Raw genomic sequence first — 25,965 nt, forward strand, 5'->3', positions numbered from 1 at the left:
TAGACCCGTATTTACGGGAATTATTAATCAGAAACAAAAAAATCAGATGGAAACAGTAGAAAACAAGTACATTACCGTTGCATACAAACTATATACAATGGAAGATGGTGAAAAAGAGTTGTTCGAAGAAGCAAAAGCAGAACATCCCTTTCAATTCATTTCAGGATTAGGAACAACACTCGAAGATTTCGAAAATCAGATAACAGTTCTTTCTAAAGGTGATAAATTTGATTTTACCATTCCGGCAGATAAGGCTTACGGACAATATGACGAACAACACGTTATTGACCTCCCCAAAAATATTTTTGAAATAGATGGCAAATTTGACAGCGAGCGTATTAAAGAAGGTAACATCGTACCTTTGATGACTGGCGACGGTCAGCGCGTAAATGCCTGTGTAGTAGAGATCAAATCGGACATTGTAGTAGTAGACCTCAATCACCCGTTGGCTGGTGCCGACCTGATTTTCGAAGGTGAAATACTGGAAAGCCGTCCTGCTACCAACGAAGAAATCCAGGAATTGGTGAAAATGATGAGTGGCGAAGGTGGTTGCAGTTGCGGATGCGACAGCTGCGGTGATGGCTGTGGCGACAACTGCGGTTGCGAAGACGGACACTGTCATTAATTGAAGTATTAAGTATAAAGTATTAAGTATTATTTCGTGCAGATATAACCTGAGTTTTAATACTTAATACTTTTTTTATGCCGTCATTCCAGCTAATACTTAATACCTAATACTTGATACTTAAAATCAGCATCCCTTGTGCGTCATGATGTCAAGTACCATTTTATCCGTTTCGTTCATGGCTTGCGAGCCGATTCTTGTCAGGTTACGGATGCTTTGGTCTACATCTTCATCTATAATTCCTTCTACGGAAGTCACACAACGGTTTTCCATTGCCATCATGGCAGACAATACGGCTGTCGAAACTCCGGTGGTTACTTTCAAGGCACAACTCGGTTTTGCACCGTCACAAATCATTCCTGTCAGATTGGCAATCATATTTTGAACAGCGAAGGCAACTTGATCGTAGTTTCCTCCCATTAACCTGGTGATTCCACAACTGGAACCTGTAGCAGCTACCACGCAACCACACAAAGCAGACAGACGTCCCAAACTTTGTTTGATATATATAACAGTGAGATGGCTAAGCATTAAAGCACGGATCAGTTCTTCTTCACTTTTTCCGTTTTCTTCCGCAAAGACAACGACAGGAAGTGTAGCGGATATCCCCTGATTACCGCTGCCGGAATTACTCATTACCGGAATCATAACACCGGCCATACGGGCGTCGCAGGCAGCCGACGTATAAGAAAGGATATGAGAGAACACGCTATCCCCCATCACTTTATGCTCATAAGTTCCCCGAAGCATTTTCCCTAAAGAATGTCCGTAATTACCTTTAAATGCTTGCTCGGCAGCAGCTTTGTTCAAATGGGCTGTGTCAAGGATGAAACGGATTTCATCCAACGGAGCAGTCAGTGCAAAATCATAGACCTTGCGCAAATTTAGTTCGAGCGAAGCACCTTCCTCTTCCTCGCTGACTGCCTGTTGCTTGTCGAGCAACGTTTGTTCATCTTTGGCTATATATATAAAGGTAGTATGTCCACCGGCAATGATGGCTTTAGCCGTTTTATCTCCCGTTTTACAGATCACTTCGATATAAAGTTTTTCCGTAATATCTTCTTTTAGAGAAATACAAATCCGTTTTTCTGCGATAAACAGTTTTCCCTGTTCCACCGCTTCCGGCGTACAATCCCTCAACACCTCCAACTGATAATCTGATTTGCCAATCAACGCACCCAAAGCAACCGCTATGGGAAGTCCGACCATACCCGTTCCCGGTATTCCTACTCCCATAGCATTCTTTAATATATTAGCACTTAACAGGACTTCTATCTTTTCCGGTTTCGCTCCCAATGTTTCGGCAGCCTTAGCTACACAAAGCGCCACAGCAATAGGTTCCGTACATCCGATAGCCGGAATGACCTCTTTCTTAATCAATTCTATAATTTGCCTTCTTTCTGATTCAGTCATAGACTTATAAGTTTTGATTCCACAAAAATAGGAAATTCTTTCTTTTCCAACATTCTATAATGGAGAAATAAAATCTCATATTATTATAAAACCTCCCATATACCAGACTTTAACAGAAAGAATTAATAGAAAAATGAAAGAGACATAGGTTTTGGAGGTGCATTGTAATCTGTGGTGAACAAGAAATTAATTTTCACCAGACTCCGCCACCTGTTTCACTCCGGAATAGGTCACTTTTACCGTCTGTTGCAATGCAGGCACTTTCACGTTAATGGTCATGTCTGTATTTCCATCTTTTACCGTTCCCATAACAGTTACAGGACAAGTACCCAAAGAAGCTGCATTTCCCTCAAACGTAAGATCTTGCTGTCCGGTGAACGTAGACACCCCTTCTCGCTTCTTCACTTCACACTTATCAACAACAATATCTCCAAATTCCAGGATCTGTTGGTTGATAAACAGTTCAAACTCCTTCAGTTCAATCTTCACTTCCGTATTGCTGACTTGCAAGAGGGTGATAAACTTCTCTATTCCATCTCCTATGACAATTTCCTGGTCAGAACCATCCGGAATCATGGATATATCCATATTTCCCCAGTACGTTCCGACTACATCCGGAGCCGTAATCACAACTTCCTCTTCAGGAGGATTCTCATTATCCTTGTTATCACTGTCGTCATCGTTACTGCCACAAGCAGCAAAGAAAGTAAGAGAGCAAACCAATGCCAATAAATACAATAGATTCTTTTTCATACGTCTTTGGTTTAGTTATTATAATAAATTTCGTCCCTTATAAACTAAAAAGAAGAAAAAAGGTTTAATATGCTTCCTTTTTCGAAGATATTTCGAGTTCACAACTTTCTTATCGAAAACTTTGTTATATTTGCATATAGTAATTTTTAAAAAGCCACAACTATGTTTAATTCATTTGGCAATATCTTTCGGCTCACAAGTTTCGGTGAGTCTCATGGAAAAGGAGTTGGAGGAGTAATTGACGGATTTCCAGCAGGAATTACCATCGACGAAGAATTTGTACAACAAGAACTTAATCGCCGCCGTCCGGGACAATCCATTCTTACCACTGCACGTAAAGAGGCTGATAAAGTAGAGTTTCTTTCAGGCATTTTTGAAGGGAAATCCACCGGATGCCCTATTGGTTTTATCGTTTGGAATGAAAACCAGCACTCCAATGATTATAATAATCTGAAAAATGTATATCGTCCTTCACATGCTGATTATACGTACACAGTGAAGTATGGAATCCGTGACCACCGTGGTGGCGGACGTTCTTCCGCACGCGAAACGATTTCGCGCGTGGTAGCCGGCGCATTGGCTAAGTTAGCGCTTCGTCAACTGGGCATCAGCATCACAGCTTACACTTCACAGGTAGGTCCTATCAAGCTGGAGGATACTTACTCGGATTACGACCTCGACTTGATAGAAACAAACGATGTGCGCTGTCCGGACCCGGAAAAAGCAAAAGAAATGGCAGACCTTATATATAAGGTAAAAGGAGAAGGCGACACCATCGGCGGCACACTGACCTGCGTCATCAAGGGATGCCCCATCGGATTGGGACAACCTGTTTTCGGTAAACTCCATGCTGCCTTAGGCAATGCCATGTTAAGCATCAACGCTGCCAAAGCATTCGAATACGGCGAAGGATTCAAGGGACTGAAAATGAAAGGTTCTGAACAGAACGATGTTTTCTATAATAATAACGGACGCATCGAAACACATACCAATCACTCCGGAGGTATTCAGGGAGGATTGAGTAACGGTCAGGATATTTACTTCCGTGTAGTATTCAAGCCGATTGCAACATTGCTGATGGAACAGGAAACCGTCAACATTGATGGAATCGACACCACCCTGAAAGCACGCGGACGCCATGACGCTTGTGTACTGCCTCGTGCCGTGCCTATCGTAGAAGCAATGGCCGCCATGACGATACTTGATTATTACTTACTAGATAAAACGACACAACTGTAATGAACGAAATTCAGAAATACATAATAGCACACGAACCTGAAATGATGAATGACCTGTTCAGCCTCATCCGTATCCCCAGTATCAGTGCTCTGCCTGAGCATCACGATGATATGCTGGCTTGTGCGGAACGCTGGACGCAATTGTTACTTGAAGCCGGAGCAGACGAAGCATTGGTGATGCCCTCAAAGGGCAATCCGATTGTTTTCGCTCAAAAGATAGTCGACCCGGACGCAAAGACTGTATTGGTTTATGCTCATTACGATGTAATGCCGGCCGAACCGCTGGAGCTTTGGAAGAGCCAACCATTTGAACCGGAAATACGAGACGGATATATCTGGGCGCGTGGAGCAGATGACGACAAAGGACAATCATTCATCCAAGTGAAAGCATTTGAATATCTCATCAAAAACGGATTACTGAAGAATAATGTAAAATTCATCTTCGAAGGTGAAGAAGAAATAGGCTCGCCCAGCCTGAAGGCTTTCTGCGAAGAACACAAAGAGTTACTGAAAGCAGATGTCATCCTTGTCTCGGATACAAGTATGCTGGGAGCCGAACTTCCGTCTTTAACGACCGGTCTTCGCGGACTGGCTTATTGGGAAATAGAAGTGACCGGACCGAACCGTGATTTACACTCGGGACATTTCGGAGGTGCAGTAGCCAATCCGATCAACGTACTTTGCCAAATTATCAGCAAGGTGACGGATGGCGACGGACGTATTACCGTCCCCGGATTCTATGACGATGTAGAAGAAGTGCCTCAAGCGGAAAGGGACATGATAGCCCATATTCCTTTTGACGAAAAGAAATACAAAGAAGCAATCGGCGTCAAAGAACTTTTCGGAGAAAAAGGATACAGCACATTGGAACGCAACAGCTGCCGTCCGTCTTTTGACGTATGTGGCATTTGGGGCGGATATACAGGGGAAGGTTCTAAAACCGTACTTCCCTCAAAGGCGTATGCCAAAGTTTCCTGCCGGTTAGTGCCGCATCAGAATCATCATAAGATTTCGCAGATGTTTGCAGAGTATATTTCAAACATTGCTCCGGAAACTGTTCAGGTGAAAGTGACTCCGATGCATGGGGGACAAGGATACGTATGCCCGATTTCGCTCTCTGCTTATCAGGCTGCCGAAAAAGGCTTTGATATTGCTTTCGGAAAGAAACCGCTGGCAGTACGCCGTGGCGGTAGTATTCCTATCATTTCTACTTTCGAGCAAGTATTGGGAATCAAAACTGTATTGATGGGATTCGGACTTGAATCAGACGCCATCCATTCACCCAACGAAAACTTTTCACTGGATATTTTCCGGAAAGGGATAGAGGCAGTCATTGAATTTCATCAGGAATATGCCAGACGATAAAGCGGACAGATAAAAAGTCTAATTATAAACGGTATATAAAAAAGAGCGATGGACAAGCTTATAATCAAACACTTGTCCACCGCTCTTTTTATATATTTACAAATACATAGATATGCTGTCTACCGTATATCGTTACATAAAAAAGATGCGCTCTTCCTGCAAACGATTTTTCATTTTCGTTTCTCATATTCTCATAATTTTCAATAAACAAATGATAATCAGGCAGATATATTATGAGAAACACTTTTAAAAACGGCATTTCTCATAAAACATCCCCTATTTTTGCTTAAAACAGACCTTATTCTCATAGTGTTTCGGGGTATTTCTCATAGTGTAGTGTGCCGGAAACTGGTATTGCATAAATAGAACCATGTATTCCTTTTTGCTTGTTTCCATATAGAGTGTATTAGTCCCACATATTGTGGGAAAAGATTCCCAACTGCTAGGGAAAGTATTCCCTCATTTTGTGGGAACGTTTTCCCATAATATGCGGGAATACTTTCCCACAATATATGGGACAATCGAAACCAATGGGTATCTTCAAGCAATAAGCCATTATTTTATCTAAATAGTAGGGCTTTATTTCCTGATAAGAATAAGGTAAGTAGAAAAAAAAGGAAGGACGAATGGCTTTTGACTATGAGAAATACCCCGAAACACTATGAGAATAAGGTCTATTTTAAGCTAAAATACGGGTAAACTTATGAGAATAAAAAAATTAGGGAGATTCATTTCAAAATCTCCCGTTTTATTGTTACTTTTGCGTATGAAGAGTTCTTTGAAGGTTACGCAATGCGCAGAAGGATGATGCAGTAGATAACTAACTAAATCGTAACCTATTACTATCATGAGCAATTAACTTACGCTCATTTCCAATAATTTACACTCTTTTCGTAACTTCTATTTGCAAAATTACTGTTTTTTTCGCAATGCATAACATTTAGGTTCATTTTATCCCATCTTACCAGTCAAATATGCCTTGGTTCGTTCGTCTGATGGTTTAGAGAACATCGTTTCTGTGTCACCGTACTCAACCAACTCACCCAAGTACATAAACATTGACTTTGACGATATACGTTTTGCCTGTCCCATATTGTGCGTCACGATAAGGATTGTAACCTCTTTCTGCAACTCCAAGAGCAGTTCTTCGATATGTTTGGTCGCAATCGGGTCAAGTGCCGAGGTAGGCTCGTCCATCAGAAGGACATCGGGTTTCATCGCCAAGGCACGGGCGATGCACAATCGTTGCTGTTGACCGCCTGAGAGGAACGAGCCTTTCTTGTTGAGCACATCCTTCACCTCGTCCCAAAGGGCTACACTACGCAGACAACGCTCTACCGTAGCATCTTTCTCAGCCTTTGAAAGTTTGATGCCATTCAATGCAAATCCGGACAGTACATTGTCATAGATACTCATTGTAGGAAACGGTGCAGGACGTTGGAATACCATACCCACACGGTGGCGGACATCGATAGGTTCCATCGATAGGATGTTTTCACCGTTCAATAAGATCTCACCGTCAACACGAATGTTCGGATAGAGGTTGTGCATCAGGTTTACCGCACGTAGGAGCGTTGATTTACCGCATCCCGAAGGCCCCATAATAGCCGTGATGGTATTTCGTTCAATGGCAGCCGATACATATTTCACCGCCATCGTCTGCTTTGTATATGATACACAAGTTTTCTTAAACTCAAGAATAGGTGTTACTGATTCCATTTTTTAGCAAGATATTTAGCTGTAAGATTTAACGTAAGAACAAATAATAACAGGAAGAGTGATGCTCCCCAGATAAGTTCCTGCAGGTTGGGATCGTTGAAGAACTCCCAAATCAACAATGGAACTGCCGAAATAGGTTTGTCAATGGAGAAGCGAATGAGCGAACATCCGAGGGCTGTAAACATCAACGGAGCCGTTTCGCCAATCACTCGTGATATGGCAAGCAGCACACCAGTGAAGATACCACCGAAAGCAGCCGGAAGCTGAATCTTCATCATAACTCTTGCCTTGTTACCACCAAGAGCAAGCCCGGCCTCCTTGAGTGATGCAGGAAGGATTTTCAGGGTCTCCTCGGTAGAACGGATAATAAGCGGAAGCATCATGATACAGAGTGCCACACTGCCGGCTATTGCCGAGTATCCTTTCATAGGCACAACCACCCAGATATAAGTAATGATACCGATAATGACCGATGGTGTACCTTGCAGCAAGTCGGTAAGGTAACTTACAACCTGTGCAAAACGGTTCTTGGGGTTCTCTGCTAGGAATGCACCGCACAAGATACCCACAGGTACGGCAACAACGACAGCCATACCGAGCATAATCATCGTACCGATGATACCGTTGGCTATACCACCTGGTATGGGTTCTCCAGCTTCTATGGCCTTCATCGCTTTATATGCTGTTGGAGTAGGCTCTGTAAAGAACGACCACGAGAGTTGGTCATAACCGCGCAACAACACTTCTCCCAAGATGGCAAGCAACGGCACTGCTGTCAGCGCTGCGAACAGACATACGCCCCACAACATCAGGCGGTCTTGTGCCAATCTGTTTTTTATTTTCAGTTTCGTCATAAATTAAGCAATTCTTGCACGTTTAATCATAATCTTACCTATCATATTGATAAGAGCTGTTATCAAGAACAAGATAAGACCTATAGCAATCAGAGATGAGAGTCTCAAACCATCCGCTTCACCGAACTGGTTGGCAATAATGGATGCCATAGAGTTTCCAGTAGAGGTGATGGAATCGGGAATGTTGTTGGTATTTCCGATAAGCATCGTAACAGTCATTGTCTCACCCAATGCACGACCAATCGCCAGAATATACGATGAGAATATTCCCGAGCCTGCAACGGGGAATACCACCTTACGAACCACCTCGGCACGGGTTGCACCAAGACTATATGCCCCCTCCTTCAAATCGTTTGGTACCATCTTGATAAACTCGGCACTCAATGAAGCCGCATAAGGCACAATCATAATCGCCAGTACCAATGAAGCGGTGAGCACACCAGAGCCTTGTGGCGAGATATTGAGAGCCATAATCAGCGGACGGAGAGTGTAGAACCCCCATAGACCATAAATGATTGAAGGAATACCCGCCAATAAGTCTGTTACGGTACTAAGCACAGCTGCAACCTTTGTTCCCTTGAAATATTCGCCCACGAATAGTGCAACGGGCAGGGAGAAAGGAATACAGAAAATAAGCGCCAGCAGTGTTGTCATCAGCGTACCCGTAATGAAGGGCAACGCACCGTACTGTTCTGCACCTTCAGTATAACTCCACTCAGAGGAGGTGAGAAACTTAAAGAATCCGAAATGCTCAAACGCCTCATAGGCGTCAGTGACGAGGGCGTAGACCACGCCCCCGCACACTACCGGCATTATCAGTGCAGCTATGAATAATATAATTTTATATATCTTGTCGTTCATAGCTATCTATTATTGCAATATCGCCACCCCGTCAAAAGTAACTGTCTTCAAATTTGTCATGCTGAGTTCCTTAGCCTTGGCGGGAAGCGGTGCATAGTGTACTTCAGAGGTTATGTTCTGTGCCTCGTCAGAAAGGATGTATTTCAAGAGGTCGAGTGTTGCCATCGCCTGTTCTTTACTGCGGTCAGAGTAGTTCTGCTCTTTGTAGATAATCATCCAAGTAAATGTTGAGATTGGATATGCACCTGCTGCATCGGCATTGGTGATTGAGCAACGAGTATCGGCGGGAATCTCACCCGAAGCCGCAGCCGAAATGGTAGCAGATGAAGGCAATACATATTCACCTCGTTGATTCTGCACTCGTGCGTATGGAATCTTCTGTGCGAAGGCATATTCCGAACCTACATAACCAATGGAGTTCTTGGTCTGTTTGATGACACCAGCCACACCTGGATTACCCTTTGCCGCCTGACCCGAAGGGAAATTGACAGACTTACCGGCACCGAAATTGGATGCCCACATTGGGCTTACTTTTGTCAGATAGTCAGTGAACACAAATGTTGTACCCGAGCCATCTGAACGGAAAACCGGAATGATGGCTTCTGCCGGAAGAGTCACATCTGGGTTAAGTGCTGCCAGACGCTCATCGTTCCACATCTTGATATTGCCGGCAAAAATGTCTGCAATTACCTCGCCTGAGAGTTTAAGCTCGCTTATACCGTCAAGGTTGTATGCCAGAACCACAGCTCCCATACAGGTCGGAACATGGATTACAGGATTCATTTCAGCCATCTCCTTGTCGGACAGAAAAGCGTCACTACCTGCAAAATCAACAATTTCGTCGCGCAAGTTACGTACACCGCCACCTGAACCTATACCACCATACGCAACGGCATCTCCATTTACTTGAGCAAAGTTCTCAAACACCACATTGTAGAACGGAAGAGGGAATGTTGCACCTGCGCCCGAAAGTTCCTGAGCCTTACGGCTACCATCGTTTGAATTACCGCCACAAGCTGTAAGAGCAAGGGCAACTGCCAATGTCATAATTGACGAAATTTTTTTTTTCATAACATTCAAGTATTAAATGATTGTTCTGTTAAAAACCGAAATAGGTGCGTTCCAACTCGAATCTACAATTGTCATTCTCCGAGCCGAATCCTGTGTGAAAGTTCCCGAACATTTGTACAGTCGCTTTGCCTTTCGGCTCTTCGACTTTAGTATCCTGCGCTTGTGCAGTGATACCGACACAGGATAAAAGACCTGCCATGATAAATTTCATTTTCAATTTCTCTATGATTTTTGATTTCCACTGCAAAGTAACGGAGATATTGTTTCATAAAGGTTTCAAAAAAATTAGGCTTTTGTGAAATGCTTATTCTCTATATAGAAGGATTCCCCTTGTCAGAAATCACTTCTAACAAGAGGAATCAAATGCTCCGAATTGGAAATCATAGAGAAGGGAGCATTATTTGGTCCATCCATTCATCCAGGTACATTCCTTCCCTTTAATACCGGTAATCTCAAATCGTCCGTCAAGGTCAGTGGCTGCACCAGAGGTTGTTCCCTTGACATATACAGTGGCACCAGTCAACGGCTCTCCCGTAGAACTATCTTTCACTATACCCTTCAAGGTTGCAGCTTGTACTAGTGCGGCTGTACATAATAGTAATAGTGTAATCAAACTTTTTTTCATGTTCACATCTGTTTTCTTCTTTATCCACTGCAAAGGTATCAGTATATAGTTTCATAAAAGTTTCAAAAAAGTTTGTCTTTAATTAAATGGTTATTACAAAGCAAGTATCAAAAAAAATCCCCCTACCTTCAATCCGGTAAGGGGAAGCCTACTACTTACATCAGTAAAAACACGAGTAAATGACTTATTTCATTTTTTTTACGCTATGCAACACATTGCCGTTCTTGTCTATCATATGTACACAGAGTTCCTTCTCGTCTGCAGCAATGACCGAGAATCCTGTTTCAGGACTGCAAAACTGGGTTCCTTTGATAGGATTTACTTTGCGACTTAATGACGCGGATGAGTTTACTATATAGTCTATAGAACTTCCTTCCGCACAAATATGCTGGAAATTATGGATATGTCCGCACAAATACATTGCAACATTTTTGTGCTTTGCCAGTACCTTTCCCAGTGTATTCTGCATATCCTTACGTTCGCTTGAATCTTTCGGGGTTTCCGCATAAATGGGATGGTGTCCTACCACGATTACCCAATCTTCCTTGGCTGAGGTAAGTACGGAATCCACCCATGCCAATTGTTTAGTATTGTCCTGTTTGCTGGCATCAGGATATTTCTGACTTTCATTTCTATATTTACTCATCAGTGGAGTTGTGTCCACCATAACGAAACGAACGGTAGTGCCATCTTCCTCATAAACTTTAGTATAATATCTTGCCGGCATATTCCATCGACGACTTATATTGGAATAATCCATGACAGCTTGCGTGTTTCCACGATATTCATGGTTTCCCAAAACAGGAAGCCAGTCAATCATCAATTCAGGATGGCTATAAATTAGTTCATAATTGGTCATCCATAAAGGATCATCCACGCTCTGTACACCATCAAAATGATGCACATCTCCTGCGGCGATTATACACTCTGGGCCAATTTCTTCTGCCATTATTCCCATTAGTTCTGCGATTGGTTTCTGGTCATAATATCCATTTCTGCCCAAATCATTGGCTAAAAAGAAATTAGCATCTTTTTTTAATGAACTCCAAACTTCATTATTTTGTGCGAAGGCTCCTACTGAAATGATGAAGGCAATCGCCAATGTCATTAACTTTTTCATTGTCATATAATTTATTTAATTGTTAAAACTGAAATTTTACTCCAAGATTTGCCCTAATTCCATAGTATTCCAATTGCATAGTGCGGTCTTTGGTTCCCTGATAGTATCGCAATGGCTGGTTAAGCAGATTATTTGCCTCTGCATAGATTGTAGTTTTGCATCTTTTGCCGAATGTGTAGCTGGCATTGACATCCAAATAATTTACCTTGTCATAATAACGGTCCAATGCTGCAACTGTACCAAATTCATCTACAAATTCAGATGCAAAATTGTAAGATACTCTCACATTCAAACCCTTATTCTCATAGTAAAAAGATGCATTTGCAGTATGAGCGGGAGAACCTGTCATCTTGATTTTTTCTCCGTCCTCCATAGTGCGGTGCTCAAAGTTGTGGTTCTTTGTTGTACTATGTGTATAGGTGTATGTTCCGTAGAATCCGAGACATTTCAAGGCCGGGGTAATGAAACCAAAATCTCTCTGGTAAGCGACTTCTACACCGAACAAATCGGCATCGTACGCATTAATGGGTTTCGTAATTTCGTATTTAACAGGATCACCATCTTCATTTAGCAGACCGCTTGGAATATTAGGATCATTTGTGCTTCTCCATTTCTCATCTGCTATAACATCATGCACGTTCTTATAGAAAAGTCCTAAACTAACAAGACCTACACTCTCAAAGTAATACTCTCCACCAAGGTCGAAATTATATGATGTTGTCGGTTTTAAGTTTGCATTACCAAAACTAGCTTCCTCTTCGGCTATATTATAGTGAATACAAGGAACCAAAGCTGAATATTTGGGGCGAGATAGGGTTTTGGTAAATGAGGCTCTCAATTTTAAGTCATCAGTTACGTTGTATTTCAACAAAGCACTAGGCAACCAATTGATATAGTCATTTCTCTTATCTCCTGTAGCTTCCAAACGACCCTGCTCATCTTCCAAATCATCAACAACCCAGTTGAATCCGCTGTAATTAAGTGAAGTGTGCTCCATTCTTAAACCCAGAATCAAATCCAATTTATTCCAAAGTTTCTGGTCATAGCGAACATATGCACTAGTGATTGCCTCTTTTGCTTTGTAGTTTCCCGATGCCTCTTCATACAATTCGTATGCTCCATCTTGATTAGGATTCATTTTCAGGCTACCCAGATACTCTTTTGTAATGAATGGAGTGTTCATAGGATAATTGCCATTTGGCATAAACCCATCTCTAATTTGTCCGTTCATGTTATTTATCCAACCGTCTTCAAATTCGCTTTCATAAACATCTGCATAATCATAGCAATGAGTTTCACGTTCCTTAGTTTTATTTGTGTACTTTGCACCAAATCTAAGTGTATTACCAAAAGATCCTGTAGTCAACGGCAACTCAAAGTTAATGCGAAATTTCCATTCATTCTCTTTGATTTGTTGATCTGAATTTGTCAATTCATCAATACTCCATTTGTAGTCATCAACATTTCCAATGCCTTTATTAGGATATGGGTTACGTCCTCCGGCTCCAACAAAACTGAGATCGCTAAAATAATCTTCATTTTTCTTACCCTTCATTGTAACACCAAAGTAACGCTCATTTGGACGGTCCTCTGTTGCGCGTGAAAAAGAACCGGCCCAATCCATATTTAATCTTCCAAAAGTATGTTCACCATCCAACATAAAGTCCATAGTCTGCTGCAACTCCAGGCGTGCATCCTTATTGTCTCCACTACCGCCCTTGGTCTGTAATACAACAGATTGTTTTGAGGGATCTTCGTTCAACTTCTTGTAAGTTATTCTATAACGATTCTCCCAGTCACTGCGTCTATTGTATATTCCTTTAAATGAAATCTTATGGTTCGGATTGAATTTATAATCTGTAGCCAATGAGTAGCTCTGTCGTTCACGTGTCACATAATATTGGCGAACTTCTGCCTTATCTAAAAATACTTTACCATCATCGTCTACATCATATTCAAATTCGGTATTATCGGCTCCACCAGGTGCATTTTGGTAGGAAGCTGCCATCATCAGACCCAGCTTGTCGTTGAAGAAACGATCGCCATAAGTAAGTCCGAGATTGAGTTGCATTTTGTCACTCACGGCATTGTAACCTGTACCAACGGTTGCGTTGAAGACTCTGTCGTAGGGTGTATTTTTGGTTACAAGATTGATTGCACCACCAATGGCATCACCGTCCATATCACTAGTGACAACCTTGCTGACCTCAATAGTTTGTACCATATCGGCAGGTATTAAGTCCAACTGGACATTACGAGTATCACCTTCAGCGGATGGAAGGCGATTGCCGTTTACAGTTACAGATGCCAAGTCTGCACTTGTACCTCTTACTTGTCCGAAACGGGCTTCTCCCATATCATACTGTACATTGATACCATTTATACGCTTCAAGGCGTCGCCAATATTTGAATCAGGAAATTTTCCCACTTGGTCAGCTGAAACGACATTTGTTATACCCAGATTATTCTTCTGCATATTGATTGCCTTTCTCTGACCGGAGAATGCACCTGCCACAACTACTTCCTGAAGTTCTACGCCCTCAGTCAATACAATATCATTTTCAGTAGCCTTACCTTCTTTTACAATTAGTTCCATTGTATAAGGGTCGTAACCGACATAAGAAACAACCACCTTATAATTCCCCGGCTTAAGATTCTTTATCGAGTAGAATCCATTGATATCACTGACATCCCCTGTCTGTAATCCATCGATATAGACACATGCACCAGGCAAAGCCTGTTTTGTATTGTCAATAACTCGTCCACAAATGGAACCCACTTTAGGTACCGGATCTCTGTTTTCTGCCAAAACTGCATTGCTGAATCCAGTAAATAGCAGTACAGATAAGAATACTTTAATAAATTTTTTCATCGTCATTTGCTTTTAAAATTTGACGCTGCAAAAGTATCAGCATTTGATTTCATAAAGATTTCAAAACAAATAGGCTTATGTTAAATGAATGTTTCAACAAATATGACATTTCCGTTAAATCTCTTGTAACATGTTATCAAGTTAAATTTTTCATAGTACTTTTGCAGAAAAAATAAGTGATATGGCTACTGAACGTATATTAATTGTAGATGATGAAGAGACTCTATGTGAAGTCTTGCAACTCAATCTTGAAAATGAAGGCTATGATGTAGATATAGCTTTCAGTGCAGAAGAGGCCTTAACACTTGACTTAAAAAAATATTCGCTTATACTTCTAGATATAATGATGGGAGGGATAAGCGGTATTAAAATGACCAAGATGCTAAAGGCAGATTTAAAAACAGCAGAAATACCAATCATTTTTTGTACCGCACGTGATACGGAAGATGATATGGTGATGGGACTTAATCTTGGTGCGGATGACTATATTATGAAGCCTTACACAATTCGTAATGTGATAGCTAGAGTGAAGAGTGTTTTGCGCCGAACAGTGACCCATAAAAGCAACAATGTCCATTCGGATAAAACCAATATAATGCAAGTGGAAGGTTTGCGATTGAACCTGGAATTTAAACGTTGCACAGTGGACGGAGCAGAGGTAAAGCTGACAAGAAAAGAGTTTGAGCTGTTGGCATACCTAATTTCACACCGTGGCAAAATTCTGTCACGAGAACAGATTCTCAGTAAAGTCTGGAAAGAGGAAGTGGTTGTTTTGGACCGGACCATTGATGTGAACATTACGCGTGTTCGATCCAAGATTGGTGCATATGGTTCATATATTGTTACACGCTCAGGTTTCGGTTATGGCTTCCGTGATTAAAATTTCATATCATAAGCGACTTTTTTTGATGTTGCTTGCTTTCTCATGGACCATAATCTTGTGCTCCATAGGATTTCATTTCCTACGAGAGAAAGAATATAAATCTGAATTATTGAGTGCTCAACTTCAACTTTATAATCGTCAGCTATTAGAAACGATAGAAGACGGCCTTCCATTTGAAGAGTTTATAGAAACTTATTCAAAGCCTTATCAAGACCTTCGTGTATCTGTCATAACATTGACTGGTACTGTGATTTATGACAATATGATTTCCATTGATTCTCTTGACAATCATCGTCAGCGCCATGAAATTGCAGAAGCGCTGAAGAATGGTTCCGGATATCACATTGGTAGACAATCAGTCAGTGATGGAAGAGAATATTTTTATTCTGCAACTAAAGGAGATAGAGTTATAGTACGAACAGCAATTCCATATTCGCCATCTTTAAAAGAACTATTAAAAGCAGATTGGGACTTTTTGGGACTGATGATTATTCTCAGTCTGGTAACAAGCACTTTGGCATATTTTGCTACCCGTAAACTTGGGAAAAATATTAAGCGTCTAACACAATTTGCAGCGAAGGCAGAAAAAGGCGAGTATTTTGATGAAGATGAATTGTTCCCTAATGATGAACTAGGCACAATCTCAAACCATATTGTACATCTTTACACCAAGTTACAACAAACCATTAAGGATAGGGATGTTGCCTACGAAGCAACAATGCGAGAGGAGCAAGAGAAAATACGCATTAAACGACAGTTGACAAATAACATCAATCACGAATTGAAAACACCCGTAGCATCTATTCAGGTGTGCTTGGAAACCCTGTTATCTGGTATTAACTTGAGCGAAGAGAAGCGTCAAGGACTTATTGAACGCTGCTATATCAACAATGAACGTCTTAGACGACTATTGAGCGATGTCTCACTTATTACTCGTATAGAGGATGGTAGTCAGCTAATTGGCAAAGAATCGGTGGTCATTAACAATATCATTGAAGAGATAGCCGATGAGTTGGAAATAATGCCCGAAGAAGAGAAATTTACACTACATACAGATTTTCCAGAGCAAGTTGTTGTCGAGGGTAACACCTCGTTGATAGGATCTATTTTCCGCAACCTTACAGAGAACGCAATTGCTTATTCTGGTGGTCGTAACATCTATATATCATTGATTGAGAATAATGATCAGATGTGTAAGATTCGCTTTGAGGATGATGGATGCGGTGTTGATGATAAGCAATTACCGCGACTTTTTGAAAGATTTTACCGTGTAGATAAGGGGCGTACCCGCAGAATGGGTGGTACGGGGCTAGGACTTGCTATTGTCAAGCACGCTGTACAGTTTCATGGTGGTACAATAATAGCCAGTAACCACCCCAATGGAGGATTAAGATTTGAATTTGTTTTGATGAAGCATAGTGAATTGTAAAAAGTAGTTACAGATTTATACCATTATCGGATTGACTTTCATCGTACTGAGGTTGAGATAGAGTCCGTGATGCTCTATCATTCCGTGTCGGAACATCTTCCAGAGGATATTGCAGCCAAATTGTGCCAATGTGGAGTTGATGAACAAGTCCTGCTTCTCCAATGCCTCGGCAAGAGAACAGCTCGGACCGGAGTCCTCTTCCTTGATTCGGGCATACTTCACAAGTTTGGTAATGACCTTTAATGACGGTACGGTCTGGTAAATTTGTGAGGTGGGTTGCTTTATCTTCTTTGGGATACTGCCCAATACGACCTGTCCCGATGTTTGCGTATTGCCGAAATCAAGCCAATACAGAGGTGTCTGATAGTTCGTATAATTGTACTGTAGCAATGCTTTTAGTACATTCCAGAGGTCTATTCTTGACTTTATATTGTCCGTACAGGTGATAGTGATATTGGCAAGATGTTCCTGTCGAGCATCTTTCATATTGGAGGGATAGAGTGCCGGCACAGCCTTCCAGTCATTCCCGAAGAAGTTGTTGATGCGTGTTATCAGACAATTCGCCTTATTCAGCCCCAAGTCGGAATACCCGAAGAGTTGTCGTCCTATGTTGGCTTCAGTTACAATATCGGGATCATATAGTGTTACGAATAGTCCCGGATGTCCGAGGGCACGAAGTGTTACATCCAATCGTGCAAGGTTTGTCAATACTTGCGAGCCTGTACCTCCACCACCTATAAGGTTTACCGTTACGGGGTGTTGTGGATTGAGCAGATAGCTGTCGGCATAATGTACTTTTTTCATCGTTGTATATCTTTAAGTTTCAAATTCTTTAGAGGCTTTAACTCTTCAATGTTGAAGGGAGCATCCTTTGCTGCCTTTGTTACCAGTACAAGGTTGCTCTTTGTGGGATTTCCGTTACCTCCGAGGTGTGAGAACTCCGTGAGCCAGAACTTCTTTTCCCAATACTCAAGTAATTTGTCGTAGGTAATCTCTGTCGGCTTGTCAATCTTTGCCGAGCCAAGACAGACGCTTGACCCTGTGACATTGAAGAACGGAGCAGCGTAGAGTTCCGTTTCGGGCTTCAGTTCCTTGTCTATGTATGCGTAGATATTCATACGCTCATCCCGCACCTCATAGATGACACCTGGCAGGTTGTACTCGGCATTCTCAATATGTAGCGACTCCTTGAAGAACATCATACGCTTTTGTGGCGGGTTGTACCATATATATTTCTCGTAGCCCTTGCGTGTATCACTCCATAGCATATTTGTTGGGATGCGACCATGCGGTGTGCTGCTGTGCCTCTCGGAATATCCCTTGATGAGTTCGTTGATGAAGTCCACCGTTACGGGACGTCCTTCGCTCATGGCTCCCTCATTATCTATGCTCCGTACTTCAAGGAAGTATGTATCTCCTCCATCTGTGGAGTATGCTATCAATGCCGCACGGGGGCGCAGCATCGTATTTATCTGCTTGGTAAGTTTGTTGGTATCCATAGTGATTATCGTATGTAGTGAATAAAATCATCTGCCCACTTGAAGAACCTTTCAGGATAGGTATCTTCAAGTGTAAAAACCTTGTCGGTCTTTGGAGAGACGGCAAAGGTTGATGCAGGAATAATATCGTATGACTCCTGACGGGAGGAATTATAGAAGTCGATAAGGTGTTCCGTCATAATATCATCGCTGTCATAGACAACCCTTATCTGCTGTTCGAGTGTCATCGGCAGATAATCGGGCTCCTCGTCATAGAACGGGTCATAGCCATAGTACATGATGGCTTTCTCCGTCTTTATGAACTCAAGTCCTCTTCTCAGCAGTTCGATAAGACCTTGTTCAAAGCCATTCTTACACTCATATTCTTCTATGGCTTTGGGCAGGTTCTTATAGTAGGACTTTCGCCACACCCTGTCGAGGAGTTTATATGCTCTACCATCCTTGTATGATTTCACGAGCTTTTCCCTTGCTCGCCTCTCTTTGGCATCTTCATCCTCATAGCAGCCTTCAGTCAGCATATCAATAGCCCAGTCCATATCCGCCTCATCGTTGATGGTGGTTATACCGTTCTCCTTCATAAAATCATGATAGAATGTGATGACAATGCGTCTGAGTGTGGGATTCAGTTCCTCCACAAACTTTACAGGGAAGTAGTACAGTGTGTATTCACCCCAAGTATGTGTGTTCCACACATTGAAGTATAGACAGCCATTGTCATCTTCAAGTTTGAGATACATGCCGCTTTTATTTACGAGGTCGTTCATCTCGTTGTAGAGATTGACGATACCTTCACTTACCACCGTATTCACAATAATTATTATGACCTTCAGGCTCAATATTTCTCCAACGAAAAATATGACACCAATATCAATCGTTGTTTAAATGATTACACTGAAGACTATTACATGAATACAACCTATTTTTGGGGGTGGATTGCCGGTTTAAATGAGATTATCCGCATCACAAAAGATGATCCTTCACGACTAAATCTCAAATCAATAGCCCGTATTTATCGTGTATATCTTTACACGATATGTACCGACTTATTAGGCGATGTACCTTATTTCAAAGCGGCCGACGGTTCAGGCGAAGCTGCTCCCTACGACCATCAGAAAGATATCTATTACGATATGGTAAAGGAGCTTAGCGAGGCTTCGGCTGCGATAGGCACTCCAGGTGCAGGAACAGTTGAAGGTAAATTTGATTTGATTTTCAAAGGTGATTTATCAAGATGGAAAGCATTTGCCAATAGTATGCATCTTCGTCTGGCAATGCGTATGACAGAAGCAGATCCCCAAAAAGCAGAGGCAGAAACAAAAGCAGCTGTTAGTGCCGACGGAGGCTTTATTACCACCGATGTAACCATCCCTCGTGGCGACGGGCTTACTCCGGCCACTTGGCAAATGGATTGGGGATGGTATTATAGCGGGGTCGGATATATGTATGGCGGCCGACTAGCAATGAGTAAGTCTATGGAAAAAATTCTCACCAGTCTTGGTGGCATTGAGTTTCCGATGAAAGACTATTATGATCCTGATCATATTCCAGAGTACGTTGACCCTCGCGGTCCCATTTACTTCAACGTGACTAACGAGATCAATGGTGCAATGGAAAATTATTGCGGACGTTGGGAAGGTATTCCTGCCGGTTATACGAAAGCTGTTGCATTAGAAGAACCGAATGCACAAAAAAACCACGCTCGTCTTGGAGCATTCTTTATCAGAAAAGATCAGGATCCTGATACTAAAGACGCAACAATTTATCGCGACCATCCGCAAACATTAATGTATGTCAATGAAGTTTCGTTCCTTCTTGCCGAAGCGGCTTGGCGTGGTTGGATAACTGGTTCTGCTAAAGATTTCTACGAAAGAGGTATCAGAGAATCCATGAGTGTAGTTAACATCGAGCAAGATAAAGTTGATTCATACTTGCAATCGACCATGAAAAACGGTTATGGGGTATCTGTCAAATTTGATGACGTTGACAACAACAGAAATACACAACTCGACAAAATCATTACTCAGAAATATATCGGAGGATTCCCTTACAACGGTTTTGAAGCATGGAACGACTATCGCCGTCTCGGCATTCCTACTCTTGACCCATTTGCCATGCCGGCTGAAGGTTCTGTCCAAGAAAAAGGAGCCATGGATTGGAAAGGTTCTCTCCGCCGCGTAATCTATCCAACAGGCGAAACTATTAAAAATGCTGAAAACTATAAAGAAGCTGCCGCCCGTTACGAATTTGGAGACAACACCAAATCCCGTATGTGGTGGGATGCCCGCAAGACAATAAAAGAATAGTAACAATGCCTAAAACAATATAAGTTAAAATTCATTTACGATAATAAGAAATGTGCGATGAAAATTATCGCACATTTCTTATTTATCATTAATTTTGCCAAGACATCATTGGAAAAATATATGAAAAAACACACACTTACTTTTATTTTATTATCAATACTATTTGTATTCACAGCCAAAGGGAAAGTTATTGAATTAAAAGTAAATCGCTTTTCTTCCCCTTCGGGAATAGTAGACCAGCATCCGATGTTAAGCTGGAAAATAAGCAGTACTGAACGTAATGTAATGCAAACAGCTTACGAAATTGAAGTCAGAAAAGGTTCGGAAATAGTATGGAAAACTGGCAAAGTCCTTTCTGATATTTCCATAGGTATACCCTATAAAGGTAAAACTTTGGAGTCAGGTACACGCTATACTTGGCGGGTGCGTATTTGGGATAACAAAGGCAAAAAGTCTGCATGGAGCAATCCTGCTGGTTCGTGGTCCACCGGATTGATGTCCATAGCAGAATGGCAGGCCAAATGGATTGAGCCGGAGAGCACAGACAGAACCATTGACAAACCTTCTCCAGTGATGCGCAAACCATTTAAGATAAATAAACCTATTGCTTCGGCAATAGCTTATGTGACTAGTCATGGGATGAATGAAGCCTATCTCAACGGCGAAAAAATAGGTGAATACCATTATGCACCAGGATGGACATCTTACGCTAAGAGATTACAATACTACACTTTTGATGTTACCCGTCTGGTAAAATTGGGAGACAACACATTCGGACTGATGCTCGGCAATGGCTGGATGTTAAGTCCCATGATATGGAGATATGTACAGCTTTATCAGAATACGGCAAAATCAGTCGGCGCATTAGCTCAAATAGTAATTACCTATAAAGACGGGTCTAAAGAAGTGATAGGTACAGACGAGTCCTGGAAATGGTCAACAGCAGAAATCCGAGAGTCCACTATTTATGACGGGGAAACCATTGATGCCAATAAAATACAGAAAGGTTGGAACAATACCGATTTCGATGATTCCGGATGGAAATCCGTAAGAGTGGCAAATTACGACAATTCAAACCTCGTATCGTGTGAGAATGAACCGGTTATAACACACCAATTAATCAAACCTGTAAAACAGTTTATAACACCTAAAGGAGAAAAAGTGATTGACTTCGGGCAAAATCTGGTAGGTCGTGAAAGAATGACTATAAAAGGGAAAAAAGGACAACAGATCACCATTAAACATGCTGAAGTGCTTGATGAGAACGGCAATTTTTATACAGTCAACCTACGCAGAGCAAAAGCCACCAGCCGCTACATTTGTAGCGGAGAAACGGACACTTTCGAGCCCCGCTTTACATTCTATGGTTTCAGATATATTCAGGTGGAAGGAATCGAAGAAGAACTTAATCTTGACGATATCGTTGCAGTAGTCACTTATTCCGGTATGGAAGACAACGGAAACTTCACTTGTTCCAATGAGGCTGTCAATCAGTTGCAAAGCAACATTCAATGGGGATTGCGCGGCAATTTCCTAGATGTTCCAACAGATTGCCCGCAACGCGATGAGAGGTTGGGATGGACCGGTGACGCACAAGTATTCTTCCGCACAGCGACATTCAATGCACGTGTAGAAAATTTCTTTATAAAATGGATGAAAGACTTGGCAGCTGACCAGTATAAAGACGGACGGGTTCCGGACGTGATTCCGGATGCTTTACGCTTGACGGAAGGTGAAGCATCAGGTAGAACAGGCTGGGCGGATGCTTGCACCATTATCCCTTGGAATCATTATACTATTTATGGGGATAAGCGAATACTTGAAAATCAGTATTCGAGTATGAAAGCATGGGTAGACTGTATGCTACGTCAGTCACAAGACTATTTATGGACGTCAGGGTGGCATTATGGTGATTGGCTGGCATTCATTATACCCAATGATACGGACGGACGTTCTTCTGTCACCTCCAAAAGACTTATACAACAATGCTTCTTTGCTCATTCTGCAGAAATTGTCGCCATGTCGGCAGCGGTATTAGGCAATGACGCAGATGCCAAAAAGTATGCGGAAATATCACAAAAAGTGAAAGCGGCATTTTGTGATGCTTATATGACCCAAAAAGGCAACCTGATATCAGATACACAAACGGCTTATACCTTGGCATTGCATTTCAATATACTACCAGCCGATATTCGTCCCATTGCAGCTAAAAGACTTGCAGAACTGGTAGAAGACTATGGACATATCACAACAGGTTTCCTCGGCACTCCGTATATTTGTGGCGTATTGACACAATACGGACGCAGTGATTTAGCTTATAAACTCCTTCTACGCAAAGATTATCCCGGCTGGCTGTATCCTGTCACAATGGGTGCTACCACCATTTGGGAACGTTGGAACTCAATGATGCCCGACCGGACAATACCTGATAATGGAATGAATTCATTTAACCATTATTCTTATGGCGCTATTGGCGATTGGTTATACAGAGATGTTGCGGGTATACAAGAGACGTCACCCGCATTCAAAACTATTCGGATAAAGCCGCATCTTGGTGGTGGTTTCAGCCACGTAAGCGCATCAGAAAATACTCCTTACGGCAAGGTTAGCTGCTCCTGGAAAGACACAACTGATTATCTCACCATGAATGTCACTATTCCGGCAAATACAACTGCGGAAATTTATGTCCCGACCCAATCTGCAGAAAAAGTTGTTATGGATAACCAAAAGATCAAAGTAGACGCCATGAAAGATGGTTACGCTATCATCAAAGTAGGCTCCGGCAATTATCAGTTTACTTCAAAAAAGTAATTATATTCATGTATAAATACTCGGATAGTCATCTGGTTACAACGGAATAATAGCCACCTTATAGAATGACAAATGCCACCTTATAAAGGTGATATTTGTCATTCTATAAAATAACCATCTATCTTCTAAAAAATGAAAAGCATTAAAGATGCAAAATAAATCAGTGAAAAGCAATAGTAAGATCACTTCTCTCTATTAGAAATTCTTCCGGAAAGTACATCCATTTCTCCATTCCGAACACCCGTAAGCAGTCTTCCCTTTAATGATGGTTCCTTTACCACAAAGTGGACAGGGCTGACCTACAAGCGCATCTACCTCACCTGTTGCAGAAGGAGTTGAAGCTGCCATGGCAACCGGAGCAGGAGAACTGGGCGAATCAGTCTTCACTTCATTCATCGTTTTTTCCGCTTTTGGTTTCTTTTCTTTCGGTGTACTCGGTTTTCGTTCACGCTTTTTAGGTTCTTTCTTTTCTTTCTCTTCGGCTTTTGCAGCAACTGCGTCCTGAATAGTTATGCGTCGATTCGTATTATCAGAAAGTACACTCATTACGATCTCTGAAACCATCTGCTTTAGTTCTTCGAGAAACTGGCGGGCATCGTATGTTTTCTTTTCAATCTCACGCAACTTCTTTTCCCAAATACCTGTCAATTCTGCCGATTTCAATAATTCTTCGTGAATAAGCTGCACCAGCTCCACTCCTGTCGGGGTGGCAATCAGGTTCTTTCTTTCCTTACGGATATAATTTCGCTTGAACAACGTCTCAATGATTGCAGCACGGGTAGACGGCCGACCGATACCATTCTCTTTCAAGGCATCGCGAAGTTCATCATTGTCCACCAGTTTTCCGGCTGTTTCCATTGCACGAAGCAAGGTTGCTTCAGTATAAGGTCTGGGCGGCTGTGTCCATTTTTCATTCAGGTCCGGAATATGAGGACCACTTTCCCCCTTCACAAAAGCAGGAAGTACATTTTCATCCTCTTCCTCTTTTTCTTCGGTAGGATCTTTTACTTCCTTGGCAAACACGACACGCCATCCCGGTTCCAGAATTTGTTTTCCAGTTACCCGAAACTCTATCTTATCCACTTCTCCCATCACGGTGGTAGTAGAAATTTTACAGTCCGGATAGAACACGGCTATAAAACGACGGGCTATCAAGTCGTAGACACGACGTTCCATATCCGTCAAGTTTTGAGCATAGACTCCGGTCGGGATAATGGCATGGTGATCCGTCACTTTCGAGTTGTCAAATACCTTTTTTGATTTAGGAAGTGTAGTGCCAGCTAACGGAGCTGTCAAGACTTCGTAATCACGGAGTCCTTTCAGGATAGCAGGACATTTCGGATAAATATCATCACTCAAGAAAGTGGTATCCACACGCGGATAGGTAGCCACTTTCTTCTCATAAAGAGACTGGATCAGTTTCAGTGTTTCATCGGCCGAATAAGCGAATTTCTTGTTACATTCTACCTGGAGGGAAGTCAAATCGAACAAACGTGGAGCGTACTCCTTTCCGTCTTTCTTGCCGACATTGGTGACTACAAAAGGTAGGTCTTTCATACGTTCTACCAATGCTTCGCCTTCTTCCCGGTTGGCAATAGGGTCGATACCCGGGTTATCTATTTTCTTTTTTCCGCCGTTCTTTTCCTCTTCCGCGGCAATTTCTTCATCACTTTTGCGAATGAGTGCAGAGAAAGTGGTATTACGATAGTTTGTTTTCAATTCCCAATATTGTTTGGGTTCAAAATTGGCTATCTCCAATTGACGGTTGACAATCAATGCCAGCGTCGGTGTCTGTACACGACCGATAGAGAGCACCTGTTTGTTTTGACCGTACTTAATCGTATAAAGACGGGTAGCGTTCATTCCCAACAACCAGTCACCTATTGCACGAGAAAGTCCCGCCTCATACAACGACTGAAAATCAGACTGGTCTTTCAACTTGGAAAACCCTTCACGAATAGCTTCTTCCGTCAAAGAAGAAATCCACAGTCGCTTCACCGGACAGCGTGCTCCAGCCTTCTGCATCACCCAACGCTGAATCAATTCTCCTTCCTGACCGGCATCACCGCAATTGATAATTTCATCCGCGTTCTGTATCAACTGCTCAATAATATGAAACTGCTTTTCAATACCCGGGTCGTGCCCAATCAGCTTGATACCGAAACGCGGGGGAATCATCGGCAATCTGCCCAAACTCCACGATTTCCAATTAGGCGTGTATTCATGGGGCTCTTTCAAAGTACATAGATGCCCGAATGTCCAGGTCACCTGGTATCCGTTTCCTTCTATATATCCTTCTTTTCTTGTGTGAGCACCGAGTACTTCGGCTATATCGCGTGCAACAGATGGCTTTTCGGCTATGCAAACTATCATTCTTTCTACTCTTGGTTTTATACTAAACTATGTGCAAAGTTACACGAAATCTCTGGGAAAGGCTAATAAAAAGGTAGAAAAGTCTTCGCTTGTTGACAAGGCGTTTGCGAAGACAAAAGAGGATTAACATGTAGCACTGACATTTTCTCCG

Annotated in this window: 21 protein-coding genes; 7 read left to right on the plus strand and 14 right to left on the minus strand. The window is 42.1% G+C overall.

Translation table 11 applies throughout. The features are described from left to right. The first annotated feature begins 46 nt into the window (after positions 1 to 46). Positions 47 to 625, plus strand: coding sequence for an FKBP-type peptidyl-prolyl cis-trans isomerase (locus A4V03_RS13845; protein WP_065539324.1), 579 nt, complete (start codon positions 47 to 49; stop codon positions 623 to 625). A 126-nt stretch (positions 626 to 751) separates the two neighbouring features. On the opposite strand, the gene A4V03_RS13850 is transcribed toward A4V03_RS13845, so the two are convergent. Continuing rightward, on the minus strand, positions 752 to 2,038 hold the full coding sequence (locus A4V03_RS13850) for an L-cysteine desulfidase family protein (RefSeq protein WP_065539325.1): 1,287 nt from the start codon (positions 2,036 to 2,038) through the stop codon (positions 752 to 754). Between the two features lie 186 nt (positions 2,039 to 2,224). After that, on the minus strand, positions 2,225 to 2,791 hold the full coding sequence (locus A4V03_RS13855) for a calycin-like domain-containing protein (protein WP_065539326.1): 567 nt from the start codon (positions 2,789 to 2,791) through the stop codon (positions 2,225 to 2,227). A gap of 162 nt (positions 2,792 to 2,953) precedes the next feature. Here A4V03_RS13855 and aroC point away from each other — a divergent pair, with 162 nt between their 5' ends. Both aroC and A4V03_RS13865 read left to right on the plus strand, forming a co-directional pair. After that, entirely contained in the window at positions 2,954 to 4,030 is a 1,077-nt protein-coding gene (aroC, locus tag A4V03_RS13860; RefSeq protein WP_065539327.1) for a chorismate synthase, read from the plus strand. Next, positions 4,030 to 5,394 carry a dipeptidase gene (locus tag A4V03_RS13865; protein ID WP_065539328.1) on the plus strand — a complete coding sequence of 455 codons (1,365 nt, stop codon included), beginning with the start codon at positions 4,030 to 4,032 and terminating at the stop codon, positions 5,392 to 5,394. The genes aroC and A4V03_RS13865 overlap by 1 nt, the downstream gene beginning before the upstream one ends. A 951-nt stretch (positions 5,395 to 6,345) precedes the next feature. On the opposite strand, the gene A4V03_RS13870 is transcribed toward A4V03_RS13865, so the two are convergent. The 8 genes from A4V03_RS13870 to A4V03_RS13905 all read right to left on the minus strand — a co-directional run bounded on the left by A4V03_RS13870 (position 6,346) and on the right by A4V03_RS13905 (position 14,516). After that, positions 6,346 to 7,113, minus strand: a complete 768-nt coding sequence (locus tag A4V03_RS13870; protein WP_065539329.1) for a phosphate ABC transporter ATP-binding protein — start codon at positions 7,111 to 7,113, stop codon at positions 6,346 to 6,348. After that, positions 7,101 to 7,967, minus strand: coding sequence for a phosphate ABC transporter permease PstA (pstA, locus tag A4V03_RS13875; protein WP_065539330.1), 867 nt, complete (start codon positions 7,965 to 7,967; stop codon positions 7,101 to 7,103). The genes A4V03_RS13870 and pstA overlap by 13 nt, the downstream gene beginning before the upstream one ends. A gap of 3 nt (positions 7,968 to 7,970) precedes the next feature. Further along, positions 7,971 to 8,828, minus strand: coding sequence for a phosphate ABC transporter permease subunit PstC (gene pstC / locus A4V03_RS13880; RefSeq protein WP_065539331.1), 858 nt, complete (start codon positions 8,826 to 8,828; stop codon positions 7,971 to 7,973). A 9-nt stretch (positions 8,829 to 8,837) separates the two neighbouring features. Next, entirely contained in the window at positions 8,838 to 9,899 is a 1,062-nt protein-coding gene (gene pstS / locus A4V03_RS13885; protein ID WP_065539332.1) for a phosphate ABC transporter substrate-binding protein PstS, read from the minus strand. 28 nt (positions 9,900 to 9,927) lie between these two features. Further along, on the minus strand, positions 9,928 to 10,098 hold the full coding sequence (locus A4V03_RS13890) for a hypothetical protein (RefSeq protein WP_157448003.1): 171 nt from the start codon (positions 10,096 to 10,098) through the stop codon (positions 9,928 to 9,930). Positions 10,099 to 10,296: 198 nt separating this feature from the next. Next, a complete protein-coding gene (locus tag A4V03_RS13895) occupies positions 10,297 to 10,524 on the minus strand; it encodes a carboxypeptidase-like regulatory domain-containing protein (RefSeq protein ID WP_065539334.1) in 228 nt (75 codons plus the stop codon). 184 nt (positions 10,525 to 10,708) lie between these two features. Then, on the minus strand, positions 10,709 to 11,644 hold the full coding sequence (locus A4V03_RS13900; RefSeq protein ID WP_089280737.1) for a metallophosphoesterase: 936 nt from the start codon (positions 11,642 to 11,644) through the stop codon (positions 10,709 to 10,711). A gap of 22 nt (positions 11,645 to 11,666) precedes the next feature. Continuing rightward, on the minus strand, positions 11,667 to 14,516 hold the full coding sequence (locus tag A4V03_RS13905) for a TonB-dependent receptor (protein ID WP_065540435.1): 2,850 nt from the start codon (positions 14,514 to 14,516) through the stop codon (positions 11,667 to 11,669). A 181-nt stretch (positions 14,517 to 14,697) separates the two neighbouring features. On the opposite strand from A4V03_RS13905, the gene A4V03_RS13910 reads away from it, so the two are divergent. Next, positions 14,698 to 15,396 carry a response regulator transcription factor gene (locus tag A4V03_RS13910; RefSeq protein ID WP_065539336.1) on the plus strand — a complete coding sequence of 233 codons (699 nt, stop codon included), beginning with the start codon at positions 14,698 to 14,700 and terminating at the stop codon, positions 15,394 to 15,396. A gap of 112 nt (positions 15,397 to 15,508) precedes the next feature. Beyond that, positions 15,509 to 16,828 carry a HAMP domain-containing sensor histidine kinase gene (locus tag A4V03_RS13915; protein WP_235827448.1) on the plus strand — a complete coding sequence of 440 codons (1,320 nt, stop codon included), beginning with the start codon at positions 15,509 to 15,511 and terminating at the stop codon, positions 16,826 to 16,828. Between the two features lie 15 nt (positions 16,829 to 16,843). Here the strand turns inward: A4V03_RS13915 and A4V03_RS13920 are convergent, their stop codons facing one another. Genes A4V03_RS13920 through A4V03_RS13930 form a run of 3 tightly spaced genes read right to left on the minus strand, consistent with a single transcriptional unit; the run spans position 16,844 to position 19,136 of the window. After that, the gene (locus A4V03_RS13920; protein ID WP_065539338.1) at positions 16,844 to 17,632 is read right to left on the minus strand and encodes a PRTRC system ThiF family protein; all 789 of its coding nucleotides are present in this window, start codon (positions 17,630 to 17,632) and stop codon (positions 16,844 to 16,846) included. Continuing rightward, a complete protein-coding gene (locus A4V03_RS13925; RefSeq protein WP_065539339.1) occupies positions 17,629 to 18,327 on the minus strand; it encodes a prokaryotic E2 ligase family D protein in 699 nt (232 codons plus the stop codon). The genes A4V03_RS13920 and A4V03_RS13925 overlap by 4 nt, the downstream gene beginning before the upstream one ends. 5 nt (positions 18,328 to 18,332) lie before the next feature. Next, positions 18,333 to 19,136 (minus strand): hypothetical protein, encoded by an 804-nt coding sequence (locus A4V03_RS13930; protein WP_236588628.1) that lies wholly within the window; start codon positions 19,134 to 19,136, stop codon positions 18,333 to 18,335. On the opposite strand from A4V03_RS13930, the gene A4V03_RS13935 reads away from it, so the two are divergent. Both A4V03_RS13935 and A4V03_RS13940 read left to right on the plus strand, forming a co-directional pair. Then, a complete protein-coding gene (locus A4V03_RS13935; RefSeq protein WP_394334763.1) occupies positions 19,131 to 20,630 on the plus strand; it encodes a SusD/RagB family nutrient-binding outer membrane lipoprotein in 1,500 nt (499 codons plus the stop codon). The genes A4V03_RS13930 and A4V03_RS13935 overlap by 6 nt on opposite strands. Positions 20,631 to 20,750: 120 nt before the next feature. Further along, complete coding sequence (locus A4V03_RS13940; RefSeq protein WP_065540436.1) at positions 20,751 to 23,441, plus strand: alpha-L-rhamnosidase; 2,691 nt, start codon at positions 20,751 to 20,753, stop codon at positions 23,439 to 23,441. 195 nt (positions 23,442 to 23,636) lie between these two features. Here the strand turns inward: A4V03_RS13940 and A4V03_RS13945 are convergent, their stop codons facing one another. Continuing rightward, entirely contained in the window at positions 23,637 to 25,814 is a 2,178-nt protein-coding gene (locus A4V03_RS13945; RefSeq protein ID WP_065539341.1) for a DNA topoisomerase 3, read from the minus strand. Positions 25,815 to 25,965 lie beyond the last annotated feature (151 nt).

This window comes from Bacteroides caecimuris, from assembly GCF_001688725.2.
GTDB lineage: Bacteria > Bacteroidota > Bacteroidia > Bacteroidales > Bacteroidaceae > Bacteroides > Bacteroides caecimuris.

Excerpts from the sequence above, each read along its gene's own strand:
- A4V03_RS13855 (WP_065539326.1), bottom strand. The coding sequence starts at position 2,791 with ATGAAAAAGAATCTATTGTATTTATTGGCATTGGTTTGCTCTCTTACT.
- A4V03_RS13895 (WP_065539334.1), bottom strand. The coding sequence starts at position 10,524 with ATGAAAAAAAGTTTGATTACACTATTACTATTATGTACAGCCGCACTA.
- aroC (WP_065539327.1), top strand. The coding sequence starts at position 2,954 with ATGTTTAATTCATTTGGCAATATCTTTCGGCTCACAAGTTTCGGTGAG.
- pstS (WP_065539332.1), bottom strand. The coding sequence starts at position 9,899 with ATGAAAAAAAAAATTTCGTCAATTATGACATTGGCAGTTGCCCTTGCT.
- pstA (WP_065539330.1), bottom strand. The coding sequence starts at position 7,967 with ATGACGAAACTGAAAATAAAAAACAGATTGGCACAAGACCGCCTGATG.
- pstC (WP_065539331.1), bottom strand. The coding sequence starts at position 8,828 with ATGAACGACAAGATATATAAAATTATATTATTCATAGCTGCACTGATA.
- A4V03_RS13945 (WP_065539341.1), bottom strand. The coding sequence starts at position 25,814 with ATGATAGTTTGCATAGCCGAAAAGCCATCTGTTGCACGCGATATAGCC.
- A4V03_RS13845 (WP_065539324.1), top strand. The coding sequence starts at position 47 with ATGGAAACAGTAGAAAACAAGTACATTACCGTTGCATACAAACTATAT.
- A4V03_RS13890 (WP_157448003.1), bottom strand. The coding sequence starts at position 10,098 with ATGGCAGGTCTTTTATCCTGTGTCGGTATCACTGCACAAGCGCAGGAT.
- A4V03_RS13900 (WP_089280737.1), bottom strand. The coding sequence starts at position 11,644 with ATGAAAAAGTTAATGACATTGGCGATTGCCTTCATCATTTCAGTAGGA.
- A4V03_RS13870 (WP_065539329.1), bottom strand. The coding sequence starts at position 7,113 with ATGGAATCAGTAACACCTATTCTTGAGTTTAAGAAAACTTGTGTATCA.
- A4V03_RS13905 (WP_065540435.1), bottom strand. The coding sequence starts at position 14,516 with ATGAAAAAATTTATTAAAGTATTCTTATCTGTACTGCTATTTACTGGA.
- A4V03_RS13920 (WP_065539338.1), bottom strand. The coding sequence starts at position 17,632 with ATGAAAAAAGTACATTATGCCGACAGCTATCTGCTCAATCCACAACAC.
- A4V03_RS13910 (WP_065539336.1), top strand. The coding sequence starts at position 14,698 with ATGGCTACTGAACGTATATTAATTGTAGATGATGAAGAGACTCTATGT.
- A4V03_RS13925 (WP_065539339.1), bottom strand. The coding sequence starts at position 18,327 with ATGGATACCAACAAACTTACCAAGCAGATAAATACGATGCTGCGCCCC.
- A4V03_RS13865 (WP_065539328.1), top strand. The coding sequence starts at position 4,030 with ATGAACGAAATTCAGAAATACATAATAGCACACGAACCTGAAATGATG.
- A4V03_RS13940 (WP_065540436.1), top strand. The coding sequence starts at position 20,751 with ATGAAAAAACACACACTTACTTTTATTTTATTATCAATACTATTTGTA.
- A4V03_RS13850 (WP_065539325.1), bottom strand. The coding sequence starts at position 2,038 with ATGACTGAATCAGAAAGAAGGCAAATTATAGAATTGATTAAGAAAGAG.